General features: G+C 62.0%; 19 protein-coding genes and 2 pseudogenes. 11 read left to right on the top strand and 10 right to left on the bottom strand.

Translation table 11 applies throughout. The features are described 5' to 3' along the window. Positions 1–160: 160 nt before the first annotated feature. The 8 genes and pseudogenes from PCOSP_RS15220 to PCOSP_RS15255 form a co-directional block, all read right to left on the bottom strand. On the bottom strand, positions 161–1,540 hold the full coding sequence (locus tag PCOSP_RS15220) for a UDP-glucose dehydrogenase family protein (RefSeq protein WP_139645697.1): 1,380 nt from the start codon (positions 1,538–1,540) through the stop codon (positions 161–163). Positions 1,541–1,635: 95 nt separating this feature from the next. Next, positions 1,636–2,391: a metal-dependent hydrolase gene (locus PCOSP_RS15225; RefSeq protein ID WP_464708865.1), complete on the bottom strand. Its 756-nt coding sequence runs from the start codon at positions 2,389–2,391 to the stop codon at positions 1,636–1,638. Positions 2,392–2,394: 3 nt separating this feature from the next. Then, positions 2,395–3,267 carry a fatty acid desaturase family protein gene (locus PCOSP_RS15230; RefSeq protein ID WP_464708867.1) on the bottom strand — a complete coding sequence of 291 codons (873 nt, stop codon included), beginning with the start codon at positions 3,265–3,267 and terminating at the stop codon, positions 2,395–2,397. Further along, entirely contained in the window at positions 3,258–4,019 is a 762-nt protein-coding gene (locus PCOSP_RS15235; protein ID WP_464708869.1) for a hypothetical protein, read from the bottom strand. The genes PCOSP_RS15230 and PCOSP_RS15235 overlap by 10 nt, the downstream gene beginning before the upstream one ends. Before the next feature lie 225 nt (positions 4,020–4,244). Next, positions 4,245–5,165 carry a LysR family transcriptional regulator gene (locus tag PCOSP_RS15240; RefSeq protein WP_175386044.1) on the bottom strand — a complete coding sequence of 307 codons (921 nt, stop codon included), beginning with the start codon at positions 5,163–5,165 and terminating at the stop codon, positions 4,245–4,247. Between the two features lie 39 nt (positions 5,166–5,204). After that, entirely contained in the window at positions 5,205–5,744 is a 540-nt protein-coding gene (locus PCOSP_RS15245) for a hypothetical protein (RefSeq protein WP_175386045.1), read from the bottom strand. Positions 5,745–5,919: 175 nt separating this feature from the next. Continuing rightward, complete coding sequence (locus PCOSP_RS15250; RefSeq protein ID WP_175386046.1) at positions 5,920–6,723, bottom strand: putative hydro-lyase; 804 nt, start codon at positions 6,721–6,723, stop codon at positions 5,920–5,922. Positions 6,724–6,814: 91 nt separating this feature from the next. Then, positions 6,815–7,761: pseudogene (locus PCOSP_RS15255) on the bottom strand (LysR family transcriptional regulator). 255 nt (positions 7,762–8,016) lie between these two features. Between PCOSP_RS15255 and PCOSP_RS15260 the strand changes: the two are divergent. From PCOSP_RS15260 to PCOSP_RS15275, 4 genes are all read left to right on the top strand, one after another. Then, positions 8,017–9,258, top strand: a complete 1,242-nt coding sequence (locus PCOSP_RS15260) for an OprD family porin (RefSeq protein ID WP_464708871.1) — start codon at positions 8,017–8,019, stop codon at positions 9,256–9,258. 335 nt (positions 9,259–9,593) lie between these two features. Continuing rightward, entirely contained in the window at positions 9,594–11,036 is a 1,443-nt protein-coding gene (locus PCOSP_RS15265; RefSeq protein WP_464708872.1) for a coniferyl aldehyde dehydrogenase, read from the top strand. 18 nt (positions 11,037–11,054) lie between these two features. After that, positions 11,055–11,984, top strand: coding sequence for an alpha/beta hydrolase (locus tag PCOSP_RS15270; RefSeq protein ID WP_175363935.1), 930 nt, complete (start codon positions 11,055–11,057; stop codon positions 11,982–11,984). A 205-nt stretch (positions 11,985–12,189) separates the two neighbouring features. Next, on the top strand, positions 12,190–12,855 hold the full coding sequence (locus PCOSP_RS15275; RefSeq protein ID WP_139650044.1) for a TetR/AcrR family transcriptional regulator: 666 nt from the start codon (positions 12,190–12,192) through the stop codon (positions 12,853–12,855). A 60-nt stretch (positions 12,856–12,915) separates the two neighbouring features. On the opposite strand, the gene PCOSP_RS15280 is transcribed toward PCOSP_RS15275, so the two are convergent. Beyond that, complete coding sequence (locus PCOSP_RS15280) at positions 12,916–14,730, bottom strand: sigma-54-dependent Fis family transcriptional regulator (RefSeq protein WP_175386050.1); 1,815 nt, start codon at positions 14,728–14,730, stop codon at positions 12,916–12,918. Positions 14,731–15,005: 275 nt separating this feature from the next. On the opposite strand from PCOSP_RS15280, the gene PCOSP_RS15285 reads away from it, so the two are divergent. From PCOSP_RS15285 to PCOSP_RS15315, 7 genes and pseudogenes are all read left to right on the top strand, one after another. Next, entirely contained in the window at positions 15,006–15,773 is a 768-nt protein-coding gene (locus PCOSP_RS15285) for a coniferyl-alcohol dehydrogenase (RefSeq protein ID WP_464708874.1), read from the top strand. A 94-nt stretch (positions 15,774–15,867) separates the two neighbouring features. Continuing rightward, positions 15,868–17,514 (top strand): DUF1302 domain-containing protein, encoded by a 1,647-nt coding sequence (locus PCOSP_RS15290; RefSeq protein ID WP_139650050.1) that lies wholly within the window; start codon positions 15,868–15,870, stop codon positions 17,512–17,514. A 42-nt stretch (positions 17,515–17,556) separates the two neighbouring features. After that, a complete protein-coding gene (locus tag PCOSP_RS15295) occupies positions 17,557–18,894 on the top strand; it encodes a DUF1329 domain-containing protein (RefSeq protein WP_373682526.1) in 1,338 nt (445 codons plus the stop codon). Positions 18,895–18,972: 78 nt separating this feature from the next. Further along, positions 18,973–20,052 (top strand): WD40/YVTN/BNR-like repeat-containing protein, encoded by a 1,080-nt coding sequence (locus PCOSP_RS15300; protein ID WP_464708876.1) that lies wholly within the window; start codon positions 18,973–18,975, stop codon positions 20,050–20,052. A 95-nt stretch (positions 20,053–20,147) separates the two neighbouring features. After that, positions 20,148–22,544, top strand: a complete 2,397-nt coding sequence (locus PCOSP_RS15305) for an efflux RND transporter permease subunit (protein ID WP_464711945.1) — start codon at positions 20,148–20,150, stop codon at positions 22,542–22,544. Between the two features lie 65 nt (positions 22,545–22,609). Next, a pseudogene (locus PCOSP_RS15310) lies at positions 22,610–23,713 on the top strand (methyl-accepting chemotaxis protein); the annotation flags it as partial. Beyond that, positions 23,705–24,568, top strand: a complete 864-nt coding sequence (locus PCOSP_RS15315) for a methyl-accepting chemotaxis protein (RefSeq protein WP_434007078.1) — start codon at positions 23,705–23,707, stop codon at positions 24,566–24,568. The pseudogene PCOSP_RS15310 and the gene PCOSP_RS15315, both read left to right, overlap by 9 nt. An 11-nt stretch (positions 24,569–24,579) precedes the next feature. Here PCOSP_RS15315 and PCOSP_RS15320 read toward each other — a convergent pair whose 3' ends face one another. Then, positions 24,580–25,476: a LysR family transcriptional regulator gene (locus PCOSP_RS15320; protein ID WP_464708877.1), complete on the bottom strand. Its 897-nt coding sequence runs from the start codon at positions 25,474–25,476 to the stop codon at positions 24,580–24,582. Positions 25,477–25,496 lie beyond the last annotated feature (20 nt).

Below are 25,496 nucleotides of genomic sequence, written 5' to 3' on the forward strand. Positions count from 1 at the left end.
CTCGCTTACAAATTCATATTAATGCTGTTTGAGATCATTTATTTTGAAGTAACGGTGTGCTCCCAACGTGGGAGTGGGTTGGCTCGCGAAAGCGGTCTGTCTGTCACTTCAGATGTTGAATGTGTCGACGCCTTCGCGGGCAAGCCCGGCTTTCACAGGGTTAAGCGCTTCGGGGGATCGGGTACGGCGTGTGCGGTGCGATGGGCAAATCACATGACTGCCCGCGCCCCATCGGAAAATAGGTGAAGCCCCTGTCGGCCATGCGCTCCGGGTCATACAAATTGCGGCCATCGAACACCACTGGCGCCTTGAGCCGTTGCTGGATCAGCGCAAAGTCCGGTGCCTTGAAAGGCTGCCACTCGGTGCAGATGATCAGCGCGTCGGCGCCCGGCAAGACCGATTCCGGGGTGCCCATCAGCAGGAGTTTCGACTCGTTGGGGTAGAGCTGCTGGGTCTGCTGCATCGCCTCCGGATCGAACGCCCGGACCGTTGCGCCGGAGGCCCACAGCGATTCGAGGAGCACGCGGCTCGGCGCATCGCGCATGTCATCGGTGTTGGGCTTGAAAGCCAGCCCCCACAGGGCAAAGGTTTTTCCGCGCAGATCGCCGTTGTAGAACGCCTTGATCCGCTCGAACAGCTTGTGTTTCTGGCGCCCGTTGATGGCTTCCACCGCTTGCAGCAGGTCGCTGGCGCAATGGGCCTGCTCGGCGCTGTGGATCAGGGCGCGCATGTCCTTGGGAAAGCACGAGCCGCCGTAGCCGCAGCCCGGGTAGATAAAGTGATAGCCGATGCGTGAATCGGCACCGATGCCCAGGCGCACCGATTCGATGTCGGCCCCCAGGTGCTCCGCCAGTTCCGCGATCTGATTGATGAAGCTGATCTTGGTCGCGAGCATGGCATTGGCGGCGTATTTGGTCAGCTCGGCGCTGCGCAGGTCCATGAACAGGACCCGGTCGTGATTGCGATTGAACGGCGCATACAGGTCGCGCATGATTTCCCGGACCTCATCGCGCTCGCAGCCGACCACGATGCGATCCGGGCGGCGGCAATCGGCAACCGCCGAGCCTTCCTTGAGAAACTCCGGATTGGACGCGATATCGAATTGCAGCAGGCGACCGGCCTTGATCAGGCATTTGTCGATGTGTGCCCGCAGGGCGTCGCCGGTGCCCACCGGTACGGTGGACTTTTCCACCAACAGGACCGGTTGCTCGCGATAACGGGCGACAGCCTCACCGACCGCCATCACCTGGCACAGATCGGCCGCCCCATCCTCCCTGGACGGCGTACCGACCGCGATGAACAGCACCTGGCCGTGCTGTACGGCGAGCCGCTCATCGCTGGTGAAATGCAGCCTTCCAGCTTCAATCCCTTCACGCACCAATGGCGCCAGGCCCGGCTCGTAGATGCTGACCTGACCCTGACGCAGGCTTTCGACCTTCTGCTCGTCGATGTCCATGCAGATCACGTCGTGGCCCACTTCGGCCAGCACGGCGGCTTGCACCAACCCTACATAACCACTACCGAATACCGTTATTTTCATTTGGTGGGCCCCCTGGGCAATTCCCGGCATGCATGACCCGCGATCCGTAATGAACCGTGGCGTATGGGGCCAGAATAAGTCGGGAATATTGCAGTTCACTGACAGTTCGCAGTCACGCGGACGCTCAATGGCAGGCAGTAGCCGATCCATCCGGCGGCCAACAAGACCAGGTTCATGCCGTCACGCAACAACAGGCGACCCGCTGCTCGTCGCACCTGTGCGGCGCTGACCCTTCCACGTCGGATATCGAGGCGGGCGAAACCGTGGACATGGCGCAGGACATCGAATGCCAGGAGCGCCGATGCCACCAGGAACCAGAGCATGCGCTGCCAGTAAGGAACGCCCAACGCCCGCAACAGATCCGTGGTGACATGCTGGTGGGCCACTTCTTCGCGGCAATGCCAGCGCCACAGGCGCGTCTGCGAAGATTCGGTGGCCGAGAGCAGGCCGCCCTTGCGCAAGGCAATCCTGGATATCACCGCCGTCACATGCTCGAACGCGGCAGCCAGGGCCAGTTGCGCCTTGGGCGACACCTTCGACTGCACGTTCTCGAGGTCTTTTTCGATGTCGACTTCATACTTCCTGACCTCGAACCCTTGCTTTTCCAATTGCTGGTTGTAGAGCCGGTGCGCTCGTTGGTGGGCGCGCTCCTCAGCGACGAAACGGCGCGACTCGGCGGCCAGTGTCGAGGTCTGTTGCAGCTGTGAGGCGGCTGACTCCACCACCGAAATCACAAACTGTTCACCCGCGGGCAACAGCACTGAAAAAGCATCGAACAGATAGGTCTTGATCGGCGTGTCGTTCCAGAAGGGCTGGAAGGGCAAAGGCTCGTTCTGCTTTTGATTTTCCAAGGTTTACTTCCAGAGTCGCGGACCGAAACGCATCCAGGTGGCAAGAAAAGCACACAGCCCCACCGCGCTGCCTGGCCGGGTTTCAGCCAGCACCCTCGAGCGGGCGTGGGCATGGAACCAGCGGGTCGCCGGCGCCTCATGGTGCGTGCGATGCAGCGAGCGGTGCAGGATGAGCCAGGACACCCAGGTCGGCAGGTAAACGTCCGTCGTGATGTCCGCCGGGGCACGACGCGCCCCTTGGGCCGAGATCGCGACGCCATAGTGCTCGGCCTGGGTCAACCAGAAATCCAGCCAGGCAAACAGGCAATACGGGATCAGCCAGGCGCTCAGGACTTGGCGAGGCGCCTCGTGGATGCCCACTGCCAGCGCAGCAAGGAACAGGGCAAGCAGGGCGTTGTTCCGCCGCCAGCGCCAGACTTCGCGAGGCGGGACATAACGTCGGGAGATGGCATTGGTGGAGAGGGTCGTCCAGAGTTGCTCGACGGGGCCCAGCAGGCAGATCAGGCGCGTTCGCCATGACTGTTCATACATCAGCCCTTCAGGATCGTCGGCCTGACAGGTCTTGCGATGATGCTCCAGATGAAAGTAGCGGTAGCCGACGAAGTTGGCGCCGAACATCGCCGCTGCGAGCATTCCGACGGCATCGTTGAGGCGCGTGCCAACGAGAAATTGACGATGCACGCCCTGGTGTTTGATCTCCTGAACACCGATCATCAGGACCGCCTGCAGTATCACCAACGGCGCAAGCTCCAGCCATCCGAAAGCTTCGTTCCCTGCGAGCCAGGCGAGTGCAGCCGTATTCCCGATACACAGTGCCAGGAACAGATAGCTGGGCAAGTTGCTGCCGAGTCCTTGGAACAAGGGCTTCATAAACATACGAAGACCAGCTTTTTCATGCGTTGCAACCAAGGCAGCGGCACTCGCTTCCAGAGGAACGAAAGCCCCGAAAGCGGCACTTTGCCCCGGATTAACACGCCGACATCCAGCGACGGTTCGTGGGGAAAGTAGTTGTCCTTGATGGCGACTATCTGGCGAAAGCCTTTCTTGAAGTAGTAACGCAGCTGTGGATCCAGCGGCAGTCCTTGGCGTTGACTGCGCACGTACTGCGCGACCGTGATACCGGGGTTCTTCGAGCGCCAGTCCCGCAGGCCCGGGACGGGGGAGCCCAGGTAGATGTCCGACCATCCCTGCTTGAGTGCGTAGGGCCAGAAGAACTCGAAGATGGCGTTCGCGGCTTTCGAGTCGATGCTGCTCAGGCTGATGCCGAACAACGTGCCGGTCGCTGCAGACTCATCGCCGTGCTGTCGCCTGGCGCAGTCTTCCCACGTCGAGCAGCGGTGGATGAGGTCGTGCCGGGTGGGTTTCATGAACAACGAGGCCAACGCGGCCCCGGTATGGACGCAGAATGCACCGACACTCAAGGTGGGGAAGGCAGCAATTCGACTCGCCAGCATGACCGCGTCGGCGCGCTGGTCGTCGGTCCATTTCCTCTGCTCGAGTTCCAGCAGGGAAGGGAGATCGGCCGTTGTCAGGAACCGGACATCGATCTCATCGTCATGGGCTGGTTGCAGGTTTGCCGGCGCGGCGTTGACGGCTTCATTTCTTGTTTTTTTCAGGAGGGCTTGCATCAGGTAAGCGGCTCACCGATTGAGGGGGACTGGAGCAATCGGCGCACACGGTAGATCAGCGGTGTGAAGCTATGATGACGAGGTTGACTGATATACCGCTATCGCGAGCAGGCTCGCTCCCACAGGGGAACCGCGGCGTACACAAACTCCCAGCCTTACCACAATTAACTGTGGGAGCGAGCCTGCTCGCGATAGCGGTATATCAGTCACAACTTAATAAGAAGCCTACTGCGCCTCCAATCGGTACCCCGCAGGCAGAGCGGCGACGAACTCACCCACCACCTCCCGGGTCAGGCTGACGATGTCTTCCACCCGTTCCATGCCCGCGCCGGTACGCCAACTGGCAACGATGTCCATCACCGAGGGTAACGGCACGCCAGTCACCAAGGTCAATGTGCCTTGGGCCAATTCGCCCTGTACCAGCGCCGCCGGCATGGCGCCGATGCCGAAGCCGTCGCGAACCAGGCGGGTGATGGCCGAGGCCGAGTTCACGCAGTTGATGCGCGGTGACACGATGTTCGCCGAGTGCAAGAGATTGAGGATGTCCTGATGGGGCCGCGAGTTGCGTGAGAACGTCACGATGCGTTCCTGGGACAGGTCCTCCAGCGAGGCGTATTGCCGGTCATAGACAGAACCGGTGCGCACCACCCAATGCATCGGATAACGGGTCAGCAGGGCATTGCGCACGCTGTCCAGGCGTAGGATGTCGGTCTGGAAGATGACGTCCTGATAGCCTTTCTCCAGTTGGGAACACAGATTGCTCGCCGTGTCGGCCGATAATTCGATTTCCAGGGCCGGATAGCATTCCATCAGGCGCGTCACCAACGGGCTGAGCCAGGTGTGGATGACCGTGTCCATGGCGCCGATGCGGATCCGGCCGCGAACCTGGCGCGGATCCTGGATCACCGCCTTCATGCTTTGCATGGTGTCCATGATGCGCTCGGCGTATTCCAGCACCCGTTGCCCTTCGGAGGTCAGCGACACACCTTTGGAGTCGCGCACGAATAGCCGCACACCCATCTCGTCTTCCAGGGCCGCTATCCGGCTGGAGATGGAGGCCTGGGTGGTGAACAGTTTCTCTGCCGTGAGCCGGAAACTCTTCAGGCGAGCGACCCAGACGAAGGTTTCCAGAAACTTGATATTCACGTTGGCGGCTCTCCGGTACTGAGATTGGCAATGAGTGGATTACTGCGCTTGGACCGCCACATACTGGAGCACCGCTTCAAGCCCCGCGGTATCCGGCACGCTGTTCATGAGCGCGCGAACATCGCACCACGGATAGTCCAGCGCCGAGACCCACGCCATGACCGGCGCCAGATCGGCTGCCGGCAACGTCACCATGTGCTCGATGGTGATCGTCAGCCCCTCGGCCAGATTGGACTCAGGCTCGAACTGCCAGTCATACAGCCCACAACCGACCCTGACCTCGCCGCTGTGCTTGTCCGACATCGCCACCAGCCATGTGCACTGGAATGCCTTGGCATTCCCGGAAGGCGGGGCGCTCAGGCAAAACGTATAGACGTTTTCGAAGGTCTGGCCAAAGCGCCTGACCAGGACATCGCCAATGGCCTCGCGGCTTTCCACGTGCCCCGGAAAAGAAATCGAGCCGGTGCGCACGACCATGTCCAGCGTGGCATCGGTAGTGAAGGCCTGGTCCAGCAGGTGAGGGCGATTGCCGTCCTTGGCGTTGATGTACTGTTGGATCGATCGTTGAGCCGTGTTCATCGGGTGTCCATATCGGGTTGAAAGGTGCTGTTCTAATAAATAAGGTTCAAGCAACCCAATACCTGTGGGAGCGAGCCTGCTCGCGAAGGCGGTGGGTCAGGCAACTCGATACCGAGCTTGCCGCCGCTATCGCGAGCAGGCTCGCTCCCACAGGGTGTGTGGTTAACCGAGAAGTCTACAAAGCACTATTCCACAAATCCGTCACCAGCATGCAACCCGGTGCGTGGGTGATGCACAGCGGCGGACGGGAGGCCTGGACCACCGATTGCGGGGTTACGCCACAGGCCCAGAACACCGGGATCTCATCCGCCTCGACCGGCACGGCGTCGCCGTAATCGGGTCTGTCCAGGGATTGAATGCCAATCAGCGAAGGGTCGCCGATGTGTACCGGAGCGCCATGGACATTGGGCATGCGACCAGTGATCTGGATCGCCTGGATCGCGGCGGCGGCTTTCATCGGCCGCATAGTCACCACCATTTTGCCGGAGAGCCGGGCGGTGGGGCGAGTGTCGATGTTGGTGCGGAACATGGCGATGTTACGGCCCAGATCAATGTGTCGCAGCCGAATGCCGGCTTCCAGCAACGGTTGTTCGAAGGAGAAGGAACAGCCCAGGGCGAAGGCGACCATGTCGTCCTGCCACAGATGCTCGATGTCCAGCGGTTCTTCGCTCAACTCGCCGTCACGGAAAACCCGGTAGCGGGGCACTTCGTGGCGGATGTCGATGGGGTCGCCCAGGTTGCGAAAGTACGGGTCGCCGGGTTCGGTCACGTCCAATAGCGGGCAGGCCTGGCGATTGAGGGTGCAGTAGCGTAGGAACTCGTTGGCCCAATCGCCGGGGAGGATCACGATATTGGCTTGTACCCGTCCCTTGCCCAGGCCGCTGGTGTGCCCCTGATACTGGCCGGCTGCAATGCTCTGGCGCAGGGCGAGGGGGGCGTACTGTTGCAGTTGTTCAAATGACAGGGCGGGAAGGGACATCAGGGTTTCTCCTTGTGGTTTTCGGTCCTTTTTAGAAAACCCAGGCGATGACGTCCAACAAGGAATGTTGCTACCCCGCGACAAATAAAAGTTATTCGAGGGGCACCGGGCCGTTCAGACCGGGCGCTGCCACCATGCGTTGCGGACCCACATCCAGGGCGTATTGACCCACCACCTGGCGGCTCATCTGAACGATGCTCTCGATCAGCTCCAGCCCAACGCCCGCGCGCCAGGAAGCAACGACGTTCAACTGGGGCAGGGACGTGCCCGGCTCCAATTGGATCAGCTCACCGCTCGCCAGGGGTTTGGCCACCAACGCCGCGGGCAGAGCGCCGATACCGAAACCGTCACGAATCAACCGCGTCATGGCCGACACCGAGTTGACGCAACTGACCCGTGGCGCGTTGACCCCCTGGGCATACAGCAGGTTGAGTACATCCTGATGGGGGCGTGACTGCTTGACGAACGTGATGATGCGCTCACTCGCCATCTCGGCCAGCGACGCATAGGGCCGGGCATAGATCGAATGACTGGCGGCGATCCAGTGCATGGGGTAGTGCCCCAATTCGAGGTTGCGCACACTTTCGTGGCGGACCAGGTCGGTCTGGAAAGCGATGTCCAGGTAACCCTTCTGTAGCTGATCGCACAAATTGCGTGCAGCGTCGGCGGTGATTTCGATTTCCACCGCCGGAAAGGCCTGCATCAGCATCGACATCAGGGGACTCAGCCACGTGTGGATCACCGTATCCATCACGCCGATGCGCACCAGGCCTTGCTGTTCGTTGCCGGTGTCCAGGGACTGTTTCAGCGCACGCTGGACCTCGAGCATCTGCTCGGCGTAGTTGAGCACCTTGAAGCCTTCAGGCGTCAGCGACACCCCCGGGAGTCGCGGACGAACAGGCGCAGGCCCAACTCGTCCTCCAGCGATGCGATCCGGGCGGAAATCGCCGCCTGGGTGCTGAACATCTTTTCGGCGGTCAGGCTGAAGCTCTGCAGGCGTGCCACCCAGACGAAGGTTTCGAGGAACTTGAGGTTCATGACGGGTCTCTTGGTGCGTGTGGTTCTTATGATTGCAATTGTTACTCCAGATCAGGCCATCGAGCGCATCAATTTTTCTTATGTCCGACCGGGCTTTTTTCCCGTTTGACGCTTTCAGAGCGTGGCGCGAAGAATCCACGCCGACGACGCAGCTCACTGCGCCCGTGTCCGAACGACAACGTCTTCACACAAGAATAACGAGGCGCCCGCAGAGCCCCCCGAGAGGGTCCGCTCGCGCCGATAAAAGGAGCACGCATGCAGCATTTCAGATCCTCCCCCCGGATATACACCCCAATCGGTACGGTGCTTGGCTTGAGCCTGATCGGCGTGCCTGCCGCCCAGGCGGACTTCATCGCCGACAGCAAAGGCAGCCTGGAGGCGCGCAACTTCTACTTCAACCGCGACTTTCGCCAGGAAGGTTCGCGGGACAAGGCCGAGGAGTGGGCCCAGGGCTTCCTGTTGCGGATCGAATCGGGCTACACCGCCGGCACCGTCGGCTTCGGCCTGGATGCCTTGGGCATGGCCGGTTTCAAACTGGATTCGGGTGGCGGTACGGCGGGCACCAACCTGTTGCCGGCGGATTTGTCCGGAGGGTCGCAAGACCGCTACGGCGAACTGGGCCTGACCGCCAAGGTGCGGGTATCCAACAGCACCCTCAAGGCGGGAACGCTGCAGATCAAGGACCCGGTGGTGAGCTCCAACGATACGCGGCTGTTGCCGGCGACGTTCAAAGGTGGACTGTTGAACGTGCAGGAAATCGATCGATTGAAGCTGACCGGTGGGCAGTTCACCCAGATCAACGTCGTCGATTCCACCGATTATCAGGACATGACCGCCAACCGCATCGGCGGCACCAGTGACAAGTTCCAGTTTGCCGGGGCGGACTATCAGTTCCTGCCGAACCTCACGGCGCAGTACCGTTATGGAAAACTGCAGGATATCTACCAGCAGAACTACCTCGGGTTCGTCCACACCCTGGACCTGGGGGGCGGCCAGGCGCTCAAGAGCGACGTGCGCTATTCGCGCAGCACCGAGGACGGCAACTTCCGCAACATCGACAACCAGGCCTTCGGCGCGCTGTTTACTTACAGTCTGGGTGGGCACGCACTGGGCCTGGGTTACCAGCGCATGAGTGGCGACGATCCTTTCCCGTATATCAGCCGTAGCGACCCGTACCTGGTCAACTTCGTCCAGATCGGCGACTTCGCCAACGTCGACGAACGTTCCTGGCAAGCCCGCTATGACTACAACTTCGCCGCACTCGGTGTCCCTGGGTTGACGTTCATGACCCGCTACATTTCCGGTGATAACGTCCAACGTGCCACGCCGGGGGAGGGCAAGGAGTGGGAACGCAATACCGACATTGCCTATGTCGTGCAGGACGGGACATTGAAAGGACTTGGGTTCAAATGGCGCAACGCCTCGGTGCGCTCGAATTTTGGCAATGACCTGGATGAGAACCGGTTGATTGTCAGCTATACGATGGCGCTCTGGTAGCACTGGGAGTGCAGGGCGCTGTTCCAATGGACAGCGCCTATAACAAGTTAAAAAATATAATCAATTTTTCATGGGGTTGCGGTTTCGGCCACTGATCCAGTGTTCTCAGAAAACGCACCCGTCCGATTGAGTCATTGCGCGATGCAAGCCATTTTTTGCGATTTCCTCCCTGTTTGCTGGCTCAAATGCCACTCATCCGACTGCTGAAAATAAGGAAACTTATGGGTTTCCTTTGTTTTGTTTTTTGTCATACTCCACCTGCGAGTCGGCAGAGGTGCCTGCTTGTCCGGTATTAGTACTGGCTAATAACAATTCCACCAGCAGGAACCCACGCCATGAGTATTCTCGGTCACCACGCTACAGCGGCTCCCACCGAACAACTCGCTACCGCACTCGCACGCATGAAACAGGCCCACCTGGACGAAGGGCCCGCAAGCCTGGCGTTGCGCCGTGACCGTCTGGATCGGGCGATTGCCCTGCTGCTGGATAACCGTGAAGCCATCGTCGCGGCGGTGTCTGCGGACTTCGGCAACCGCAGCCGCGAACAGACTCTGCTGTCGGATATCGCCGGCTCGGTGGCGAGCCTCAAACATTGCCGCGAGCACCTGGCCGAGTGGATGCAATCGGAGACGCATCCGGCTCCGTTCCCCGGTTGCGAGGCGCGGGTCGACTATCAGCCGTTGGGTGTAGTGGGGGTGATCAGCCCGTGGAATTTTCCCATCGTGCTGGCCTTCGGGCCGCTGGCAAGCATTCTTGCTGCCGGCAACCGGGCGATGCTCAAGCCCTCGGAACTGACCCCGCGTACCTCGGCGTTGATCGACGAATTGATCGCCCGTTATTTCGACGAGCGCGAACTCTGCACGGTATTGGGCGATGCGCAGATCGGGGCGTTGTTCAGTGCGCAACCGTTCGATCATCTGATATTTACCGGCGGGACGTCAGTGGCCCGGCACATCATGCGTGCCGCCTCCGACAACCTGGTGCCGGTGACCCTGGAACTGGGTGGCAAGTCTCCGGTGTTGGTTTCCCGTAGCGCCGACCTGGCTACCGTGGTGCAGCGAGTATTAACGGTGAAGACCTTCAACGCCGGCCAGATCTGCCTGGCCCCGGACTATGTGCTGTTGCCGGAAGAGTTGCTGGAGGACTTCGTCGGCGAGGCCACTCGTTTTGTCAGCACTATGTACCCAACCCTGCGCGGCAACGCCGACTACACGTCGATCATCAACCCGCGCAATTTCGACCGTCTGCGGGGTTATCTCGCCGATGCCGAGGCCAAGGGTGCGCGACTGGTGGAGATCAACCCGGCGCAAGAAGACCTGAGCGACCGCGAGATCCGCAAGATCGCCCCGACCCTGGTGCTCGATCCCAGTGAGGACATGCAGGTACTGCGCGAGGAAATCTTCGGCCCGTTGTTGCCGATCAGAACCTATCGCGACTTCGCCACGGCCATCGACTACGTCAACGGGCAGCCTCGGCCGTTGGCGGCCTATTATTTCGGCGAGGATGCGAATGAACGCGAGCAGGTGCTGGCGCGCACGACGTCGGGCGGTGTGGTGATCAACGACGTGATGAGCCATGTGCTGTTCGAGGCGCTGCCCTTTGGCGGGGTCGGTCACTCGGGCATGGGGGCCTATCATGGCGTCTATGGTTTCCGTACCTTCAGCCATGCCAAGGCAGTGGTGGTGCAGAGCGCCATCGGTGAGTCCAACCTGGCGATGCGTGCTCCCTACGGCCCGATGATCCATGGCCTGCTCGACCATTTGCTGACGGCCAACTGAGGCCCCGGGAGGCTGACCATGAACCTGTTGCAAACGCTCAAGGCCAAGCTGCTGCGCGCCCTTGCCAAGCGCATGAAAGGCAAATTCATCTACGACGCGGCACGTTATCCGCTGCGCGCGGTAGAGGAACGGCACATCCCGACAGCCTGGGGGCCGGCGCGGGCGCTGTTCTACTGGCCCGATACGTCGCCTGGGGAACCTCTCCCGGTGTACCTGAACCTGCATGGCGGTGGATTCGTCGCTGGAGTGCCGGAGCACGACGACAGCTATTGCCGCCGTCTGGCTCACAACCTGGGTTGCCTGGTGGTCAATCTGGATTATGTCCTGGCGCCCGAGCATCCCTTTCCCGCAGGTTTGCGTCAGAGCTTCGAGGTGTTGGAGTGGCTGGCCGGGCAGGGTGCGACGCTGGGTATCGACCCACAGCGTATCGCTGTCGGAGGACACAGTGCCGGCGGCAATCTGGCTGCCGGGCTGGCCAATCTGGCGCGAGGACATGAGCGACTCAGGGTGGTGCACCAGGTCATCGATTATGCGGCGCTGGACGTCTCCCAGGCTCCTGAACTGAAGCATTCGACGATCGACAAGCCGCTGCTCGGTCCGGGCTTGATGCGCTTCTTTAACCAGTGTTATCTGAGCGACCCGACCCAGGCCCGCGATCCCCTCGTCTCGCCGTTGCTGGCGCCGGTCGAGGCATTACGGGGCCTGCCTGCCGCCACATTGATCACTGCCGAGTACGATATCCTGCGCGCCGAAGGCCAGGCTTATGGGGAGAAACTGCGTCAGGCCGGCGTTGCGGTGAACGAGAGAATGTTCCCAGGCTGCGATCATATGTTCACTCACCTGGGGCCGGATGCTTCTGCGGATGAGGCGTGGCAGTTCATCGAGGATGGGTTGCGCGGGGCTTTTGCGGGGGCGAGGGTGGAAGAGGCTGATAGCGCACTGGTTTAGAGTCTTTGATGACTCTTGTGGCGAGGGGATTTAGCGAAACGTCGCACCGCCCCGCTGGGCTGCGAAGCAGACCCAATACTGGCGACTCAATTAGCATGACACACCGAGCTGTCTGCTTGGGGCCGCTTCGCAGCCCAGCGGGGATGAATCCCCTCGCCACAGGGTACTATGTTGCTTGTTTGATTAACGCTAGCCAGGATCCGTCATGCCTGAAACCTCCCCACAGGCCGTCAAGCGCGGGCGGGGCCGTCCGCCACTGCGCAGTCGCGAGGAACAGATGAATCTGTTGCTCGATGCGGCGGCGCAGATACTCGGCAGTGGCAACTTCGCCAACGTCACCATGGACACCATCGCCCGCGCCACCGGCATCTCGAAGAAAACCCTCTACCAGCTGGTCACGAGCAAGGAAGCGCTGCTCTCGCAATTGGTGGCCCGGGACCTGTCGACGCTCGAGCTGTTGTTGGAAAGCGGTATCGACTGCGCCGAGGGTCTGCTCAGTGAACTGCGCATGTACCTGACCCTATGGGCGCGCCTGACCTTGTCGCCGTTGGCGCTAGGACTCTACTTGATGGCCGTGGAAGGACGTGAGACTGCACCGGACATCGCCAGGATCTGGTATCAGGAAGGCGCCGAGCGATGCCTGGGCCTGTTGCACAGTTGGTTGGACAAGGCAGCGGGCAAGGGGCTTCTTGTTCAGGAGGATGTCGAACCGGCGGTCGAACTGATCGATGCGTTGCTGATCTCGCAACCGCTCAAGCTGTTCACCCTCGGGGTCCAGCAGAGTTGGTCCGACGAGCAGATCGGCCAACGGGTGGACGTGGCCCTCGACATGTTTGGGCGTTGCTTCATCCAGCGTGGGCCAGTCCAATAACCTGTGGCGAGGGGATAAATCCCCTCGCCACAATGATTTCAATGGTGCCTTGAGCTTGCGTTATTCACCCCCTGAACGCCGCGACAGCCGATACGACAGTTGAGCTCGGGTCAGACCAAGCCGGCGCGCCGCCTCGGAGACATTGCCTTTCACCTCGGCCAGGCAATGGTCGATCATCGTTTCCTCGATCTCCTGCAGTGACAGCCGACTCAGGTCCTTGCCGCCGAACAAGGCCTGGATCGCCTCGTTGCCAGCATGGGCAGGCGCAGGGGTGGCCGGGTCATTCGGAGCGGCCGCCAGTTGGCCCCGGTTGCCAATGGAAAACATCGGCTGGGCCAGGCGTTCGCCACTGGTGAACAGGTGGGCCAGGTCGATGGCCCCGCCATCCGGCGCACTGATCACGCCGCGCTCCACCAGGTTCTGCAGCTCGCGGATGTTGCCCGGAAAGTCATAGGCGAGCAGGGTGTCGGCCGTGCGCGGGGTGAAGCCACTGATCTGGCGGCCATGATGGCGGGTGAAGCGGTGCAGAAAGTGAGTCATCAGCAACGGGATGTCTTCCTTGCGCTCGCGCAGGGGTGGCAGGTGGATCGGGAAGACATTCAGGCGGAAGAACAAGTCCTCGCGAAACTCGCCGCGTTGTGCGGCGGCGCGCAGGTCGACGTTGGTCGCGGCGACCACCCGCACATCGACCTTCAAGGTCCGGCTGCCGCCGACCCGCTCGATCTCACCTTCCTGCAAGGCCCGCAACAGTTTGCCTTGGGCGACCAGGCTGAGGGTGGCGATTTCGTCGAGGAACAGCGTACCGCCATCGGCTCGCTCGAAACGCCCGGCGCGGGACTGGGTGGCACCGGTGAAGGCGCCGCGCTCAACGCCAAACAGCTCCGATTCCATCAGGTTTTCCGGAATGGCGGCGCAGTTGATCGCGACAAAAGGCGCATCGTGTCGCGGACTGATGCGGTGCAGCATGCGTGCGAACATTTCCTTGCCTACGCCGGATTCTCCGGTGAACAGCACCGTCGCCTGGGTCGGGGCGACTCGGCGCAGCATGTGGCAGGCTGCGTTGAAGGCCGAGGAGATGCCGACCATGTCGCCGTCCTGGGTCGGTTGCGGATCGGTTTGCGGGTCGGGCGGCGATACGCCCTTGCCGCCGGGGCTGGGAGGTACGGTGCTACGCCCGCTGCTGCTGACGAAAGGTTCCGCTTTCAGGGCGGCCAGGTCTTCTTCGGCATCATCCCATTCTTCAGCGGGTTTACCGATCAGCCGGCAGATGCTGGAACCGGTGGAGCGGCATTCGACCTCGCGGTAAAGGATCAATCGACCGACCATCGCCGAGGTGTATCCGGTGGCATAGCCGGTCTGCATCCAGCACGCCGGCTCGGTGCCGATGCCGAACTGAGCGATGTGCTCGTCATCCTCGCTGGAGTGGTGCCAGAGGAATTCGCCGTAATAGGTGCCCAGGTTCATATCGAATTCGAAATGCACCGGCTCGACTTTAACCGCGCCTTCGATGGCGTGGATGATCGGGCCGGCGGCGAACAGCGCCAGGAAGTCGGCCTCGGGGAAGCGTTCCTTGATCAGTGCCGCGTCCCGCGCACCGCAGTGGTAGCCGGTGCGCAGCAGGATGCCACGGGCACGGGCCAGGCCCATGCTTTCAATCATCTCCCGACGAAGCGCGCCGACGCCGCTGCTGTGCATCAACAGCATGCGTGCGCCGTTGAGCCAGATGCGCCCGTCGCCCGGGCTGAACATCAGGCATTCGGTCAGATCCTGAAGCGTAGGGGCGGCGCCGGGCGGCAACTGCTCGCTGGCGCCGCGCACGTGTTTCTTTCGGACTCCGCCGGAGAGTTCGGCCAGGGAGATCAGCTTGTCTGCCATCGGAAATCCTTAATATGAGTAATCATAATCGGCATAGTGCAGCATGAAATTACTGAAATCATCACTTTTTTCGGCGCCCGATTTCCCCCGTCTCACGTCGATATTCACCAAGAATGTCTGTATGCCGCGAGCTTGAGCGGTTGCCCCGTTATTGCCGTTAGATGGCATATCGCTTGCTACAACTAGTTACCGAGCTTAACTAGTTCGGCAATAACAATATGACTTGGCTGCCCGCTTTCATGGGAGGCAGTACGAGCACGAATCGGGAAACCCGTATGAAGCTGACCAGCAAAAGGATCGTCGTGACCGGAGTCTCTTCGGGCATCGGCGCCGAGACAGCCCGAACCCTGCGTGCCCACGGGGCCATCGTGATCGGCATGGATCGCAACGAGCCCAACCTGAGCCTGGATGACTTTGTCCAGGCCGACCTCAGTCACCCCGAGGCCATCGATGCCGCCGTGCGCCGGTTGCCGGAACAGATCGACGGCTTGTGTAACATCGCCGGAGTGCCAGGAACGGCCGATCCGCAGCTGGTGGCCCAGGTCAATTACCTCGGCCTGCGTCACCTCTGCGCGGCGGCGCTGCCGCGGATCCGCGCCGGCGGCAGTATCGTCAACGTTGCCTCTATTCTCGGTGCGCAGTGGCCGCAGCGGTTGGAACTGCACAAGGCCCTGGCCTGCACCGAAAGTTTCTTCCAGGGACAAGCCTGGTTGGCCCAGCACCCGGTGCCCCAGGAGAGCTGCTACCAGTATTTCAAAGAAGCCCTGATCGTCTGGAACTACGTGCAGGCCCAGCCCTGGTTCCTGCAAACCTCGGTGCGCATGAACAGCGTGGCACCGGGCCCGGTGTTCACGCCCATCCTGGGTGATTTCGTCAGCATGCTCGGCCAGGAACGTGTCGAGGCCGATGCTCATCGCATGAAGCGTCCGGCCTATGCCGATGAGGTGGCGGCTGCCATCGCCTTCCTGAGTGCGGACGAGTCCCGCTGGATCAACGGCGTCAACCTGCCTGTGGATGGCGGCCTGGCGTCCACCTACATCTGAACGAGGAACCACCGCCTGCGCATTTGCGGGCCGCTCATTGCCGGTCGTTTTCCAGACAACACGTTTCCAAACAACAAGAACAATGAGGAACACCATGCACAACACTCGATGCTACCCGGGCTTCAAGCGTTCCACCTTGGCACTCTCGGTGTGCCTTGCCGGCCTGGCCTCACAGGCTCAGGCCGCACAGATCGATCTGGGCGACAGTGACTGGCGCCTGCGCTGGGACAACACCATCAAGTACAGCCAGGCCTGGCGCTTGCAGGGTGCTGACGACCACCTGACCAACGCCTCCACGGCGGGCGGCTTGTACCCTTCGATCCAGGGCCAGGGCGACAAGAACTTCAGTCGCGGCCTGGTCTCCAACCGGCTGGACCTGTTCAGTGAGATGGACCTGAGTCGGGAAAACTACGGGCTGCGTCTCAGCGGTGCGGCCTGGTACGACGATGTCTATAACAAGGACACCGACGACAGCGCGAATCCACACTTCCTCAGCGATACCCGCGAACTGCACGGGCGCGACGCCGAACTGCTGGACGCCTTCGTGTTTCTGCGCGGTGATGTCGGTGACGCGAGCCAGGGCACCGTGCGCCTGGGCCGCCACAGCCTGATCTATGGCGAGAGCCTGTTCTACGGCAGCAACGGCATCGCCGCCGCCCAAGGACCCACCGACGTCGTCAAGCTGCTCAGCGTACCGGGAACCCAATTCAAGGAAATCCTGCGCCCGGTCAATCAAGTGTCCGGCCAGTTGCAGATCAACCCGCAGTTGTCCGTCGGGGCCTACTACCAGTTCGAGTGGGAACGTTCCAACGTGCCCGGAGCAGGCAGCTACCTGAGCGATAACGACGGCATCGGCAAGGGGGCAGGGGACTGGACCGAGGTGTTTGGCAACACCACCGTCCATGCTTCCGATATCGAGGCCAAGAACTCGGGGCAGGGCGGCATGCAACTGCGTTTCAAGCCCGAAGGCACCGAACTGGAACTGGGTTTCTACGCCGCCCAGTATCACGACAAGACGCCAAGTGCGCTGTATGCCTACCTGGACGGTGCGGCGGCCGCCGCCACCGGGCTGCCGATCCTGAGTTCCTATCGCCAGGTCTACGCCGAAGACATCAAGACCGTCGGCGCCAGCTTCTCCACCGCATATGGCCCGTTCAACTTCGCTGGTGAAACCTCGGTGCGCTGGAACGCCCCCCTGGTCAGCAACCTGCAAGTGGTGACACCGGGCACCGCGGCGGACAACAACGGTGATGCGCTCTACGCCAGGGGCAAGACCGCGCACGTGAACCTGTCGACGATCTACCTGCTATCGCCCGGCGCGCTTTGGGACGGTGGTTCGGTACTGGCCGAACTGGCCTGGAACCGTACCCTCAGCGTGACAGACAACCCGGGGGCACTGGACCCCAACACCACCCGGGATGCCACCGCGCTGCGGGTGTTGGCCGAACCGGCTTACTTCCAGGTGGCCGACGGTCTCGACCTGAGCGTACCGGTGGGTTTCGGCGTGGGTCTCGACGGTCGCTCCTCGGCCGTCAGCAAGGGCGGTTTCGGCAACTCCCACGCCGGTGACTGGAGCGTAGGGCTCAAGGCCACTTACCTGCAGCGCTGGGACTTCGGCATCAACTACGTGAACTTCTTCGGCAAGGCTGCGGCAGGGCTGAACGAGGCGGGCAACTTCAGCTATGCGCAATCGCTGGCCGACCGTGACTTCGTCTCCATGTACGTGAAAACCACATTCTAATAAGAGGTTTCATCCCCTATGCAAAGCCAATTTTCCTTGCGTATGTCGGCCCTGGCCATTGCCTTGCTCAGTGCCGGCGCGGTGCAGGCGGCGGTTTCCCCTGATCAGGCCGCACGGCTCAATACGGAACTCACCCCCATGGGCGCCGAGCGCGCGGGCAACAAGGACGGCAGCATTCCGGCATGGACCGGGGGCTATACGACAGTGCCCGCAGGCTACAAGAACGGCGACAAACGTGCCGATCCCTTTGCCGCTGACAAGCCGCTGTACTCGGTCAGCGCGGCCAACATGGCGCAATATGCCGACCAGCTGTCCGACGGCGCCAAAGCCTTGCTGCAGAAGTACCCCGGTTATCGCCTGGACGTCTATCCGACTCACCGCAGCGCCGCTGCACCGCAATGGGTCTACGACAACACCCTGAAGAACGCGACCCGCGCCACTCTGGAAGTGGACTCGGAAAAAGTCAGCGGCGCCTATGGCGGGATTCCGTTCCCACTGCCACAGAACGGTGCCGAGGTGCTATGGAACTACCGGCTGTCCTGGCAAGGGGCTGACACCTTCTATTCACCGTTCGACACCTGGCTGATGACCGCCGGCGGCAAGAAGATCCAGGCCACCCGGGCACGTTTCTGGTATCAGAGCCCTTATTACTTCAAGGACGGCAGTCTTGAAACGTTCGGGGGCAAGTTCCTCATCGGTAAGCTGGCCACGGAGCTGCCATCGTCCAAGGCCGGCGAGGGCTTGATGACCCACTGGGACATGGACCCGGGCAAACGCGCTGCCTGGCAGTACCTGGTCGGCCAGCGTCGGGTACGGCGCGCACCGAACATCGCCTATGACACGCCGGACTTCGTCACCTCGGGTGTGGGTTTCTTCGACGAGGCCTTCATGATTTTCGGCCCGACCGACCGTCACGACCTCAAGCTGGTGGGCAAGAAAGAGCTGCTGGTGCCTTACAACAACAACCGTGCGGCCGCGGCGAAGAGCGACGATCTGGTCAAGCCGAACTTCCTCAACCCGGATCTGGTGCGCTGGGAGAAACACCGGGTCTGGGTGGTGAACGCCACGCTCAAGGACGGTAAGCGTCACGTGGTGCCAAAACGCACCTATTACGTCGACGAGGACTCCTGGCAAGTGCTGCTGGTGGACGGTTACGACGCCCAGGGCAAATTGGGTCGTACCAACTACTCGCTGACCCTGCTGGCCCCGGAAATGCCAGCGCTCACCGCGCAGATGTCGTGGGGCAGCTACAACCTGGAGACCGGTGCCTACTTCCTGAACTCCGCGGCCAACGACCTGGATGTCCAGTACCAGAGCTACCCGCGTCCGCCATCTTCGTTCTTCACGCCTGACGCCATGGCCAACGACAGTTCGCGTTAAGTCGTTGCCCGACGCGCCGGGGCCCTGGCATCGGCGCGTTGCGTTTGGATAACTCTTGAGTGGTGGTTGGAGCGGGATATGAACGGTAACTTTTCACTCGGGCGGGCGTTGTCGGCGATCCTGGCGCTGACGGTCTTGCTGATGTCGGGCTGGACAACGGCCAGCCCCCGGATTGCCTTGCTCGACCAGGCGGCACTGCAGAGTGCCAAGGCCACCCACGCCGCGTTGCTGGCGGTGACTCGCGCTGGCGAACGGTTGGTGGCGGTCGGCGAGCGCGGCATCGTCCTGCTCTCCGATGACTCCGGCCAGAGCTGGCGCCAGGCACGGGTGCCGGTCAGCGTCAGCCTGACGGCGGTGCAGTTCGTCGATGACGAGCAGGGCTGGGCCGTCGGCCACATGGGCGTGGTGCTGCACAGCACTGACGGTGGCGAAACCTGGGTCAAGCAGCTCGATGGCGTCGCTGCGGCACAGTTGGCGCTGGTTGCCGCGCAACAGGGCGGCGATGCCAAGCATGTCGAAGACGCCGAACGGTTGGTCGCGGACGGGCCGGACAAGCCGTTTCTCGACCTGTACTTCAGCGACCGTCGCAACGGCTATGTGGTCGGTGCCTATGGCCTGATCCTGCGTACCGTGGACGGTGGCGTGACCTGGAAACCGTGGATGCAGCAGGTGGACAACCCCGAGGGCCTCAACCTGTACGGCATTCGTGCAATGGGGGGCGAACTGTTCATCGTCGGCGAACGGGGTCTGTTATTGCGTTCCAGGGACAACGGCAGCAGCTTCCAGGCACTCGAATCACCCTATGACGGCAGTTTCTTCGGTCTGCAAGGCAGTGCCAGCGGCGAACTGATCGCCTTCGGCCTGCGCGGCAATGCCTTCTGGTCGGGTGACCAGGGGAGCAGTTGGCGGCGTATCGAAACCGGCCTGGAAGTGGCCTTCTCCGCCGGCACTCAACTGAAGGATGGGGCGCTGGTCCTGGCCAGCCAGGCCGGTGACCTGTTGCTCAGTTCCGGTCGAGGAAGCCGCTTGCGGCATCTTTCCGGCCTGGCCGGTACCTCGATCGCCGGTCTGGTGGCCGCCCCGGATGGCAGCTTGATCTGCGTCGGCCTGGGCGGGCTGACCCGCCTCGATCAAGCCCTTGTCTCGGCGCAACGCTGAACCTACTTGCCAGAGCGCTATTTGCACAGCCCATGCGGCCGTATTTGGAGTCCGATGTGAACGACCATAATTCCTCCCTCGAACAGCAAGTGGTGATGGCCCGCCTGGAGGATTTCGATCCGCGTTCCGGCAACCTCGGCGAGCGGGCGATCTTCAATCACCGGCCCTGGGTCATGCTGCTCTGCCTGCTGGTGACCCTGGTGCTGGGTTATCAGGCCAGCAAGATCGGTCTCAATGCCAGTTTCGAGAAGACCATCCCGACCTCTCATCCCTACGTGGCCAACTTCCTTGAACAGCGCAGCGAACTGAGCGGCCTCGGCAACTCGATCCGCGTCGCCGTGGCGGTCAAGGAGGGCACTATTTTCGACAAGGATTACCTCGATACCCTCGCCAAGCTCAACGACGAGATCTACTTGCTGCCCGGTGTCGACAAACCCTACATGAAGTCCTTGTGGACACCGACCACGCGCTGGACCGCCGTGACCGAAGACGGCCTGGATGGCGGTACGGTGATTCCGGATAGCTACGACGGCTCGCCGGCCAGCCTGGAAGAGGTGCGGACCAACGTCGCCCGTTCCGGCGAGATCGGTCAATTGGTGGCCGGCAACTTCCAGTCCAGTGTGATTTTCGTGCCGCTGCTGGAAATCAATCCGGCGACTGGCAAGGCACTGGATGCCGGTGAGTTTTCACGGCAACTGGAAGCCTTGCGCGACAAGTACCAGAACGAGCGTATCCAGATCCACATCACCGGTTTCACCAAGATCATTGGTGACCTGATCGCCGGGCTGGGGCAAGTCTTGCTGTTCTTCGCGGTTGCCGTGCTGGTGACCGTGGCAGTGCTCTATTGGTACACCCGCTGTGCGCGCAGCACGGCATTGGTGGTGCTCTGTTCCCTGGTGGCGGTGCTCTGGCAGATCGGCCTGCTCGCCACCCTTGGCTACGATCTGGATCCGTACTCGGCGCTGGTTCCGTTCCTGGTGTTCGCCATCGGCATGAGCCACGGCGCGCAGAAGATGAACGGGATCATGCAGGACATCGGCCGTGGCACCCACCGGGTCGTCGCGGCACGCTACACCTTCCGCCGTCTGTTCGCCGCCGGCATGACCGCGCTGCTCTGCGATGCGGTGGGTTTCGCCGTGCTGATCGTGATCAAGATCCAGGTGATCCAGGACTTGGCGATCACCGCCAGCATTGGCGTGGCGGTGCTGATCTTCACCAACCTGATCCTGCTGCCGATCCTGCTCAGCTACATCGGCGTCGGTGCCAAGGCCGCCGCCCGCAGCTTGCGGGCGGAAACCGCCGAGTTGACCGCGAACGTCAAGCACCCGCTGTGGAGTTTTCTCGACCTGTTTACCCGGCGTTCCTGGGCCATTGCCGCCTGCCTGTTCGGCCTGGCCCTGGCAGCAGGCGGGTTTGCCGTCAGCCTGCACCTGAAGATCGGCGATCTGGATCCCGGCGCGCCGGAGCTGCGTCCAGACTCGCGCTACAACCGTGATGCAGCGTTCATGACGCAAAACTACGCGGCCAGTTCGGACATCTTCGTGGTCATGGTGAAAACCCCGGAGGACCAGTGCACCCGCTATCCGACCCTGGCCGCGGTCGATTCGCTGGCCTGGCAACTGGAGCAGTTGCCCGGGGTGGAGTCCACCAACTCCATGGCCGCCATGAGTAAAGTCGCGGCCGCCGGGTACAACGAGGGCAACTTCAAGTGGTACGAGTTGATCCCCAACGACGGCGCCCTCGGCGCCGTGCAGACCCGGGCACCGCGAGAGCTGTTCAACCAGGGCTGCTCGCTGCTTTCGCTCTACGTGTACCTGGCCGACCACAAGGCCGACACCCTGGAGCGGGTGGTGCAGACCAGCGAAGCGTTCATCGCGCAACAGAAACTGCCGGAGGTGAAGTTCATGCTGGCCGCCGGCAGCGCCGGGATCGAGGCAGCGACCAACATCGTGGTGAAAAAAGCCATGCACGAGATGCTGTTCTGGGTCTACGGCGCGGTGATCCTGCTGTGCTGGGTGACCTTTCGCTCCTGGCGTGCGGTGCTGGCCGCGGTGCTGCCGCTGGTACTCACGTCGATTCTGTGCGAGGCGCTGATGGTCGGGCTGGGCATGGGCGTCAAGGTGGCCACCTTGCCGGTGATCGCCCTCGGTGTGGGCATCGGTGTCGACTACGCGCTCTACGTGTTGAGCATCATCCTGGCGCACATGCGTGCCGGTGCCTCGCTGTCGGAGGCGTATTACCGCGCCTTGTTGTTCACCGGCAAGGTGGTACTGCTGACCGGCATCACCCTGGCCATCGCGGTGGCGACCTGGGCCTGGTCACCGATCAAGTTTCAGGCCGACATGGGCATCCTGCTGGCGTTCATGTTCCTGGTAAACATGCTCGGCGCCTTGATCCTGTTGCCGGCGTTGGCTTACTTCCTGTTGCCGCAGAGGTTGTTCGCAAAAAAGCCTGAAGCCTGCGGCGCGTTGCAGGCGGTCGAGGAGGGCTGACGGGGCGGTTCAGCGAGTGTATTCACCGGTGCTATCGATCTGCTTCAGATATAAGGATAAGAATAATGCTGAAGAAAACTGCCCGCCTGCTTGCCGACTGTTCGGTGGGGCAGAAGCTGCTGCTCGGTTTCGGCCTGGTGTCCTTGCTCGCGGTGGCCGCCATCGCCCAGGGTTTGTATGCGACCGGCAGTTTGCTGGAGCACGGCCGGCAGGTCGATGCCATGGTGGAGATCAATCGCCTGACCTTGCAGCTACGCAGTGCCGAGAAAACCTACGCACTGGATCCCGACCCTCTAGCGATGCGCCAGGTTCGGGACCTGATCCAGGCGCTGGGCGCTCAACTCCAGAAGGCGAAGGCCGGCGCATCGAGCGAGGATGTGCCGTTACTGACCGCCATGCAGCAATCCGTCGATGGCTATGAGGGCCAGTTCGCACATTTCATCGATCACCAGCGCCTGGCGGCAGATGCGTTGCGCCATATGCAGGAGCAGGCGGAACAGGCCCGCCTGCAGTTCGAGGCTGTCGAACTGGATATGTACGACCAGGTACGCGGCGTATTGAACAGCGGCCAGGCCTCGGAAGGCGATCCTCTGAGCCTCGCGGAACAGGCCTCGGCGTTGCAGCGAAAACTGCTGGTCACCCGCAACAGGGAGTTTCTCTATGTGGAGGAGGGTGCAGCGCAGGCGCTCCAAGGCTGGACCGAGTCAGTGGAGGAAATGAGCGACGCGCTGGAACTGCTCCAGGGCCGGGTGGATGAGAACTCCGAAGCGTCCCTGGCGGCGGCTCGGGCGGCGCTGGTCGAATATCGCAAGGCATTCCAGCGCTATCGGGATAGCCGGGCGCTGAGCAAGCAGACCGCCGGGCAGATGGACGCCCAGGCACAGACCGTGCTGAGCCAGGTCGAACAAGCCGCCGCCGATCGACAAAGGCAGATGGGCCAACGAGGTCGTTCGATGATGCGCCTGCAAGCGGTGGGCGCCCTGGTGATCGTCGTCCTGGCGTTGTTGGCATCGTTGGTTATTCGTCATCTGATCGTCGTGCCTCTGCGTGAAGCACTGCAGGTGGCCCGGCGTGTTGCCCGGGGCGACCTGAGTGATGCGGCCGAAGGCATGGCCATGCGTCGAGACGAGTTGGGCCAGTTGATGACCGCAGTGGGAGAGATGACCGCCAACCTGCGCCAGTTGGTGGCGCGTATCGGACTGAGTGTCGTGGGACTTGGGCAAACGACCCGGACCCTGAGTACATCCAGTGCCCAGAGCAGTGGGGCGGCCCAACGCCAGAGGGTCGAGACCGAACACGCCGCCACGGCCATGCAACAGATGACCGCCACGGTCGCACAAGTGGCCTGCAACGCCGAACAGGCCTCCCAGGCCGCCGGCGAGGCCGACCACCAGGCACGCAATGGTGAGCGGGTGGTGCAGCTGGCGAGCCAGCAGATCCATCGCCTGGCAGCGGAAATGGCACTTTCCGAGCAGGCCATCGAGTCCTTGCAACGGCAGGTCGAGACCATCGGCACGGTCGCCGACGTGATTGCCTCAATTGCTGAACAAACCAACCTGCTGGCACTCAATGCGGCCATCGAAGCGGCTCGGGCGGGAGAGCAGGGCCGTGGCTTTGCGGTGGTTGCCGATGAGGTGCGGGCGCTGGCACGGCGCACCCGGGACTCGACCAGCGAGATCGAGACCCTGATTGTCGGACTGCAGCATTTGTCGCAACACAGCGTTGGGCAGATCCAGGGCTGCGCACGTCTGATGGTAGAGACCGTGTCGCTGGCCGGTCAGGTGAGCACCGCCTTGGGCGGCATTACCGGAGCGGTGTCGCTGATCGAGCAGATGAACCAGCAGAACGCCGCCAGCGCCGAGCAGCAGAGCATCGTGGCCGAGGAGGTCAGCCGCAATGTCATGCAGGTCCGCAATGAGGCCGAACATTGTGTCGGAGTGAATCAGCAAGTGGTCCTGGCTTGCGGGGATCTGGCCGGGCTGGAGCACGAGCTGCGGGAGGCCGTCGCACAGTTCCGGACCTGAAGCCAGGTTGGTCAGGCTCTCGTCATCTCCTCAAAAAAACCTTTGGACATTTCGATGAATTGCTCGGCTGCCGGCGCCATTGTCTGGCCCTGGCGGGTGATCAAGCCGATCTGACGGGTAACGCCAGGATGGTCCACGGGGATTTTCACCAATCCCTCCCGACCTTCGTCCGCCGACTCCGGCAGCAGACTTGCGCCCAACCCCTGGCGCACCAGCGCCAGGACCGTCGACATGTAATTGGCTTCGAGGCCCGGCGACAATGGGAGGTTGGCGTCGGCGAACAGCTGCTCCACCAACTCTCGAACGCTGCTGTCGCGCCCAGTAAGAATGATCGGTTGCGCCGTCAACTCGCTTAGCTTGACCGTGCGTCGACGGGCCAGGGGATGGTCGGCTGGAATGAACAGGCACAACCGATCCTCCAGCACCGGTTGAAATTCCAACCCATGGCTCGTCCTTGCCCGCACCCCAAGGCCGAAATCCACCTCGCCGTCGCGCACCAACGTGTCGATCCGGCGCGCCACCACGTCCCGCAGGCGCACTTCGATCCCGGGAAACTGTTCACGGAACTGTTTCAACAGCGGCGGTAGCGCAGCCGCGCAGAGCGAGGGCAGGGCGGCAATGGTAACGACGCCCCGACGCAGCGCCGCCAGGTCCCGGGAGGCGCTGACGATGTTGTCCAGGTCCAGCAACAGTTTCTCCATGGGCAGCAGGTTGTTCTGTCCGGCACTGGTCAACGCCACATGACGTGGGCTGCGTTCGAGCAGCGGCACGCCGAGCCAATCTTCCAACTGTTGAATCTGCACGGTCAGGGCCGAAGGCGAGAGGTTCAGCATCGCAGCAGCCTTGGCGAAGTTGCCGGTTTGCGCCACGGCCAGGAAGGCGCGGATGTGCTGGATCGAGTTCTTCATTCTGTTTTTCCGAATATTGG

This window comes from Pseudomonas sp. MAFF 730105 (assembly GCF_055380705.1).

Coding starts and splice junctions, on each gene's coding strand:
- PCOSP_RS15245 (WP_175386045.1), bottom strand. CDS start 5,744: ATGAACACGGCTCAACGATCGATCCAACAGTACATCAACGCCAAGGAC.
- PCOSP_RS15265 (WP_464708872.1), top strand. CDS start 9,594: ATGAGTATTCTCGGTCACCACGCTACAGCGGCTCCCACCGAACAACTC.
- PCOSP_RS15300 (WP_464708876.1), top strand. CDS start 18,973: ATGAACGGTAACTTTTCACTCGGGCGGGCGTTGTCGGCGATCCTGGCG.
- PCOSP_RS15315 (WP_434007078.1), top strand. CDS start 23,705: ATGACCGCCAACCTGCGCCAGTTGGTGGCGCGTATCGGACTGAGTGTC.
- PCOSP_RS15275 (WP_139650044.1), top strand. CDS start 12,190: ATGCCTGAAACCTCCCCACAGGCCGTCAAGCGCGGGCGGGGCCGTCCG.
- PCOSP_RS15320 (WP_464708877.1), bottom strand. CDS start 25,476: ATGAAGAACTCGATCCAGCACATCCGCGCCTTCCTGGCCGTGGCGCAA.
- PCOSP_RS15285 (WP_464708874.1), top strand. CDS start 15,006: ATGAAGCTGACCAGCAAAAGGATCGTCGTGACCGGAGTCTCTTCGGGC.
- PCOSP_RS15235 (WP_464708869.1), bottom strand. CDS start 4,019: ATGCAAGCCCTCCTGAAAAAAACAAGAAATGAAGCCGTCAACGCCGCG.
- PCOSP_RS15220 (WP_139645697.1), bottom strand. CDS start 1,540: ATGAAAATAACGGTATTCGGTAGTGGTTATGTAGGGTTGGTGCAAGCC.
- PCOSP_RS15295 (WP_373682526.1), top strand. CDS start 17,557: ATGTCGGCCCTGGCCATTGCCTTGCTCAGTGCCGGCGCGGTGCAGGCG.
- PCOSP_RS15250 (WP_175386046.1), bottom strand. CDS start 6,723: ATGTCCCTTCCCGCCCTGTCATTTGAACAACTGCAACAGTACGCCCCC.
- PCOSP_RS15305 (WP_464711945.1), top strand. CDS start 20,148: ATGGCCCGCCTGGAGGATTTCGATCCGCGTTCCGGCAACCTCGGCGAG.
- PCOSP_RS15280 (WP_175386050.1), bottom strand. CDS start 14,730: ATGGCAGACAAGCTGATCTCCCTGGCCGAACTCTCCGGCGGAGTCCGA.
- PCOSP_RS15290 (WP_139650050.1), top strand. CDS start 15,868: ATGCACAACACTCGATGCTACCCGGGCTTCAAGCGTTCCACCTTGGCA.
- PCOSP_RS15260 (WP_464708871.1), top strand. CDS start 8,017: ATGCAGCATTTCAGATCCTCCCCCCGGATATACACCCCAATCGGTACG.
- PCOSP_RS15230 (WP_464708867.1), bottom strand. CDS start 3,267: ATGTTTATGAAGCCCTTGTTCCAAGGACTCGGCAGCAACTTGCCCAGC.
- PCOSP_RS15270 (WP_175363935.1), top strand. CDS start 11,055: ATGAACCTGTTGCAAACGCTCAAGGCCAAGCTGCTGCGCGCCCTTGCC.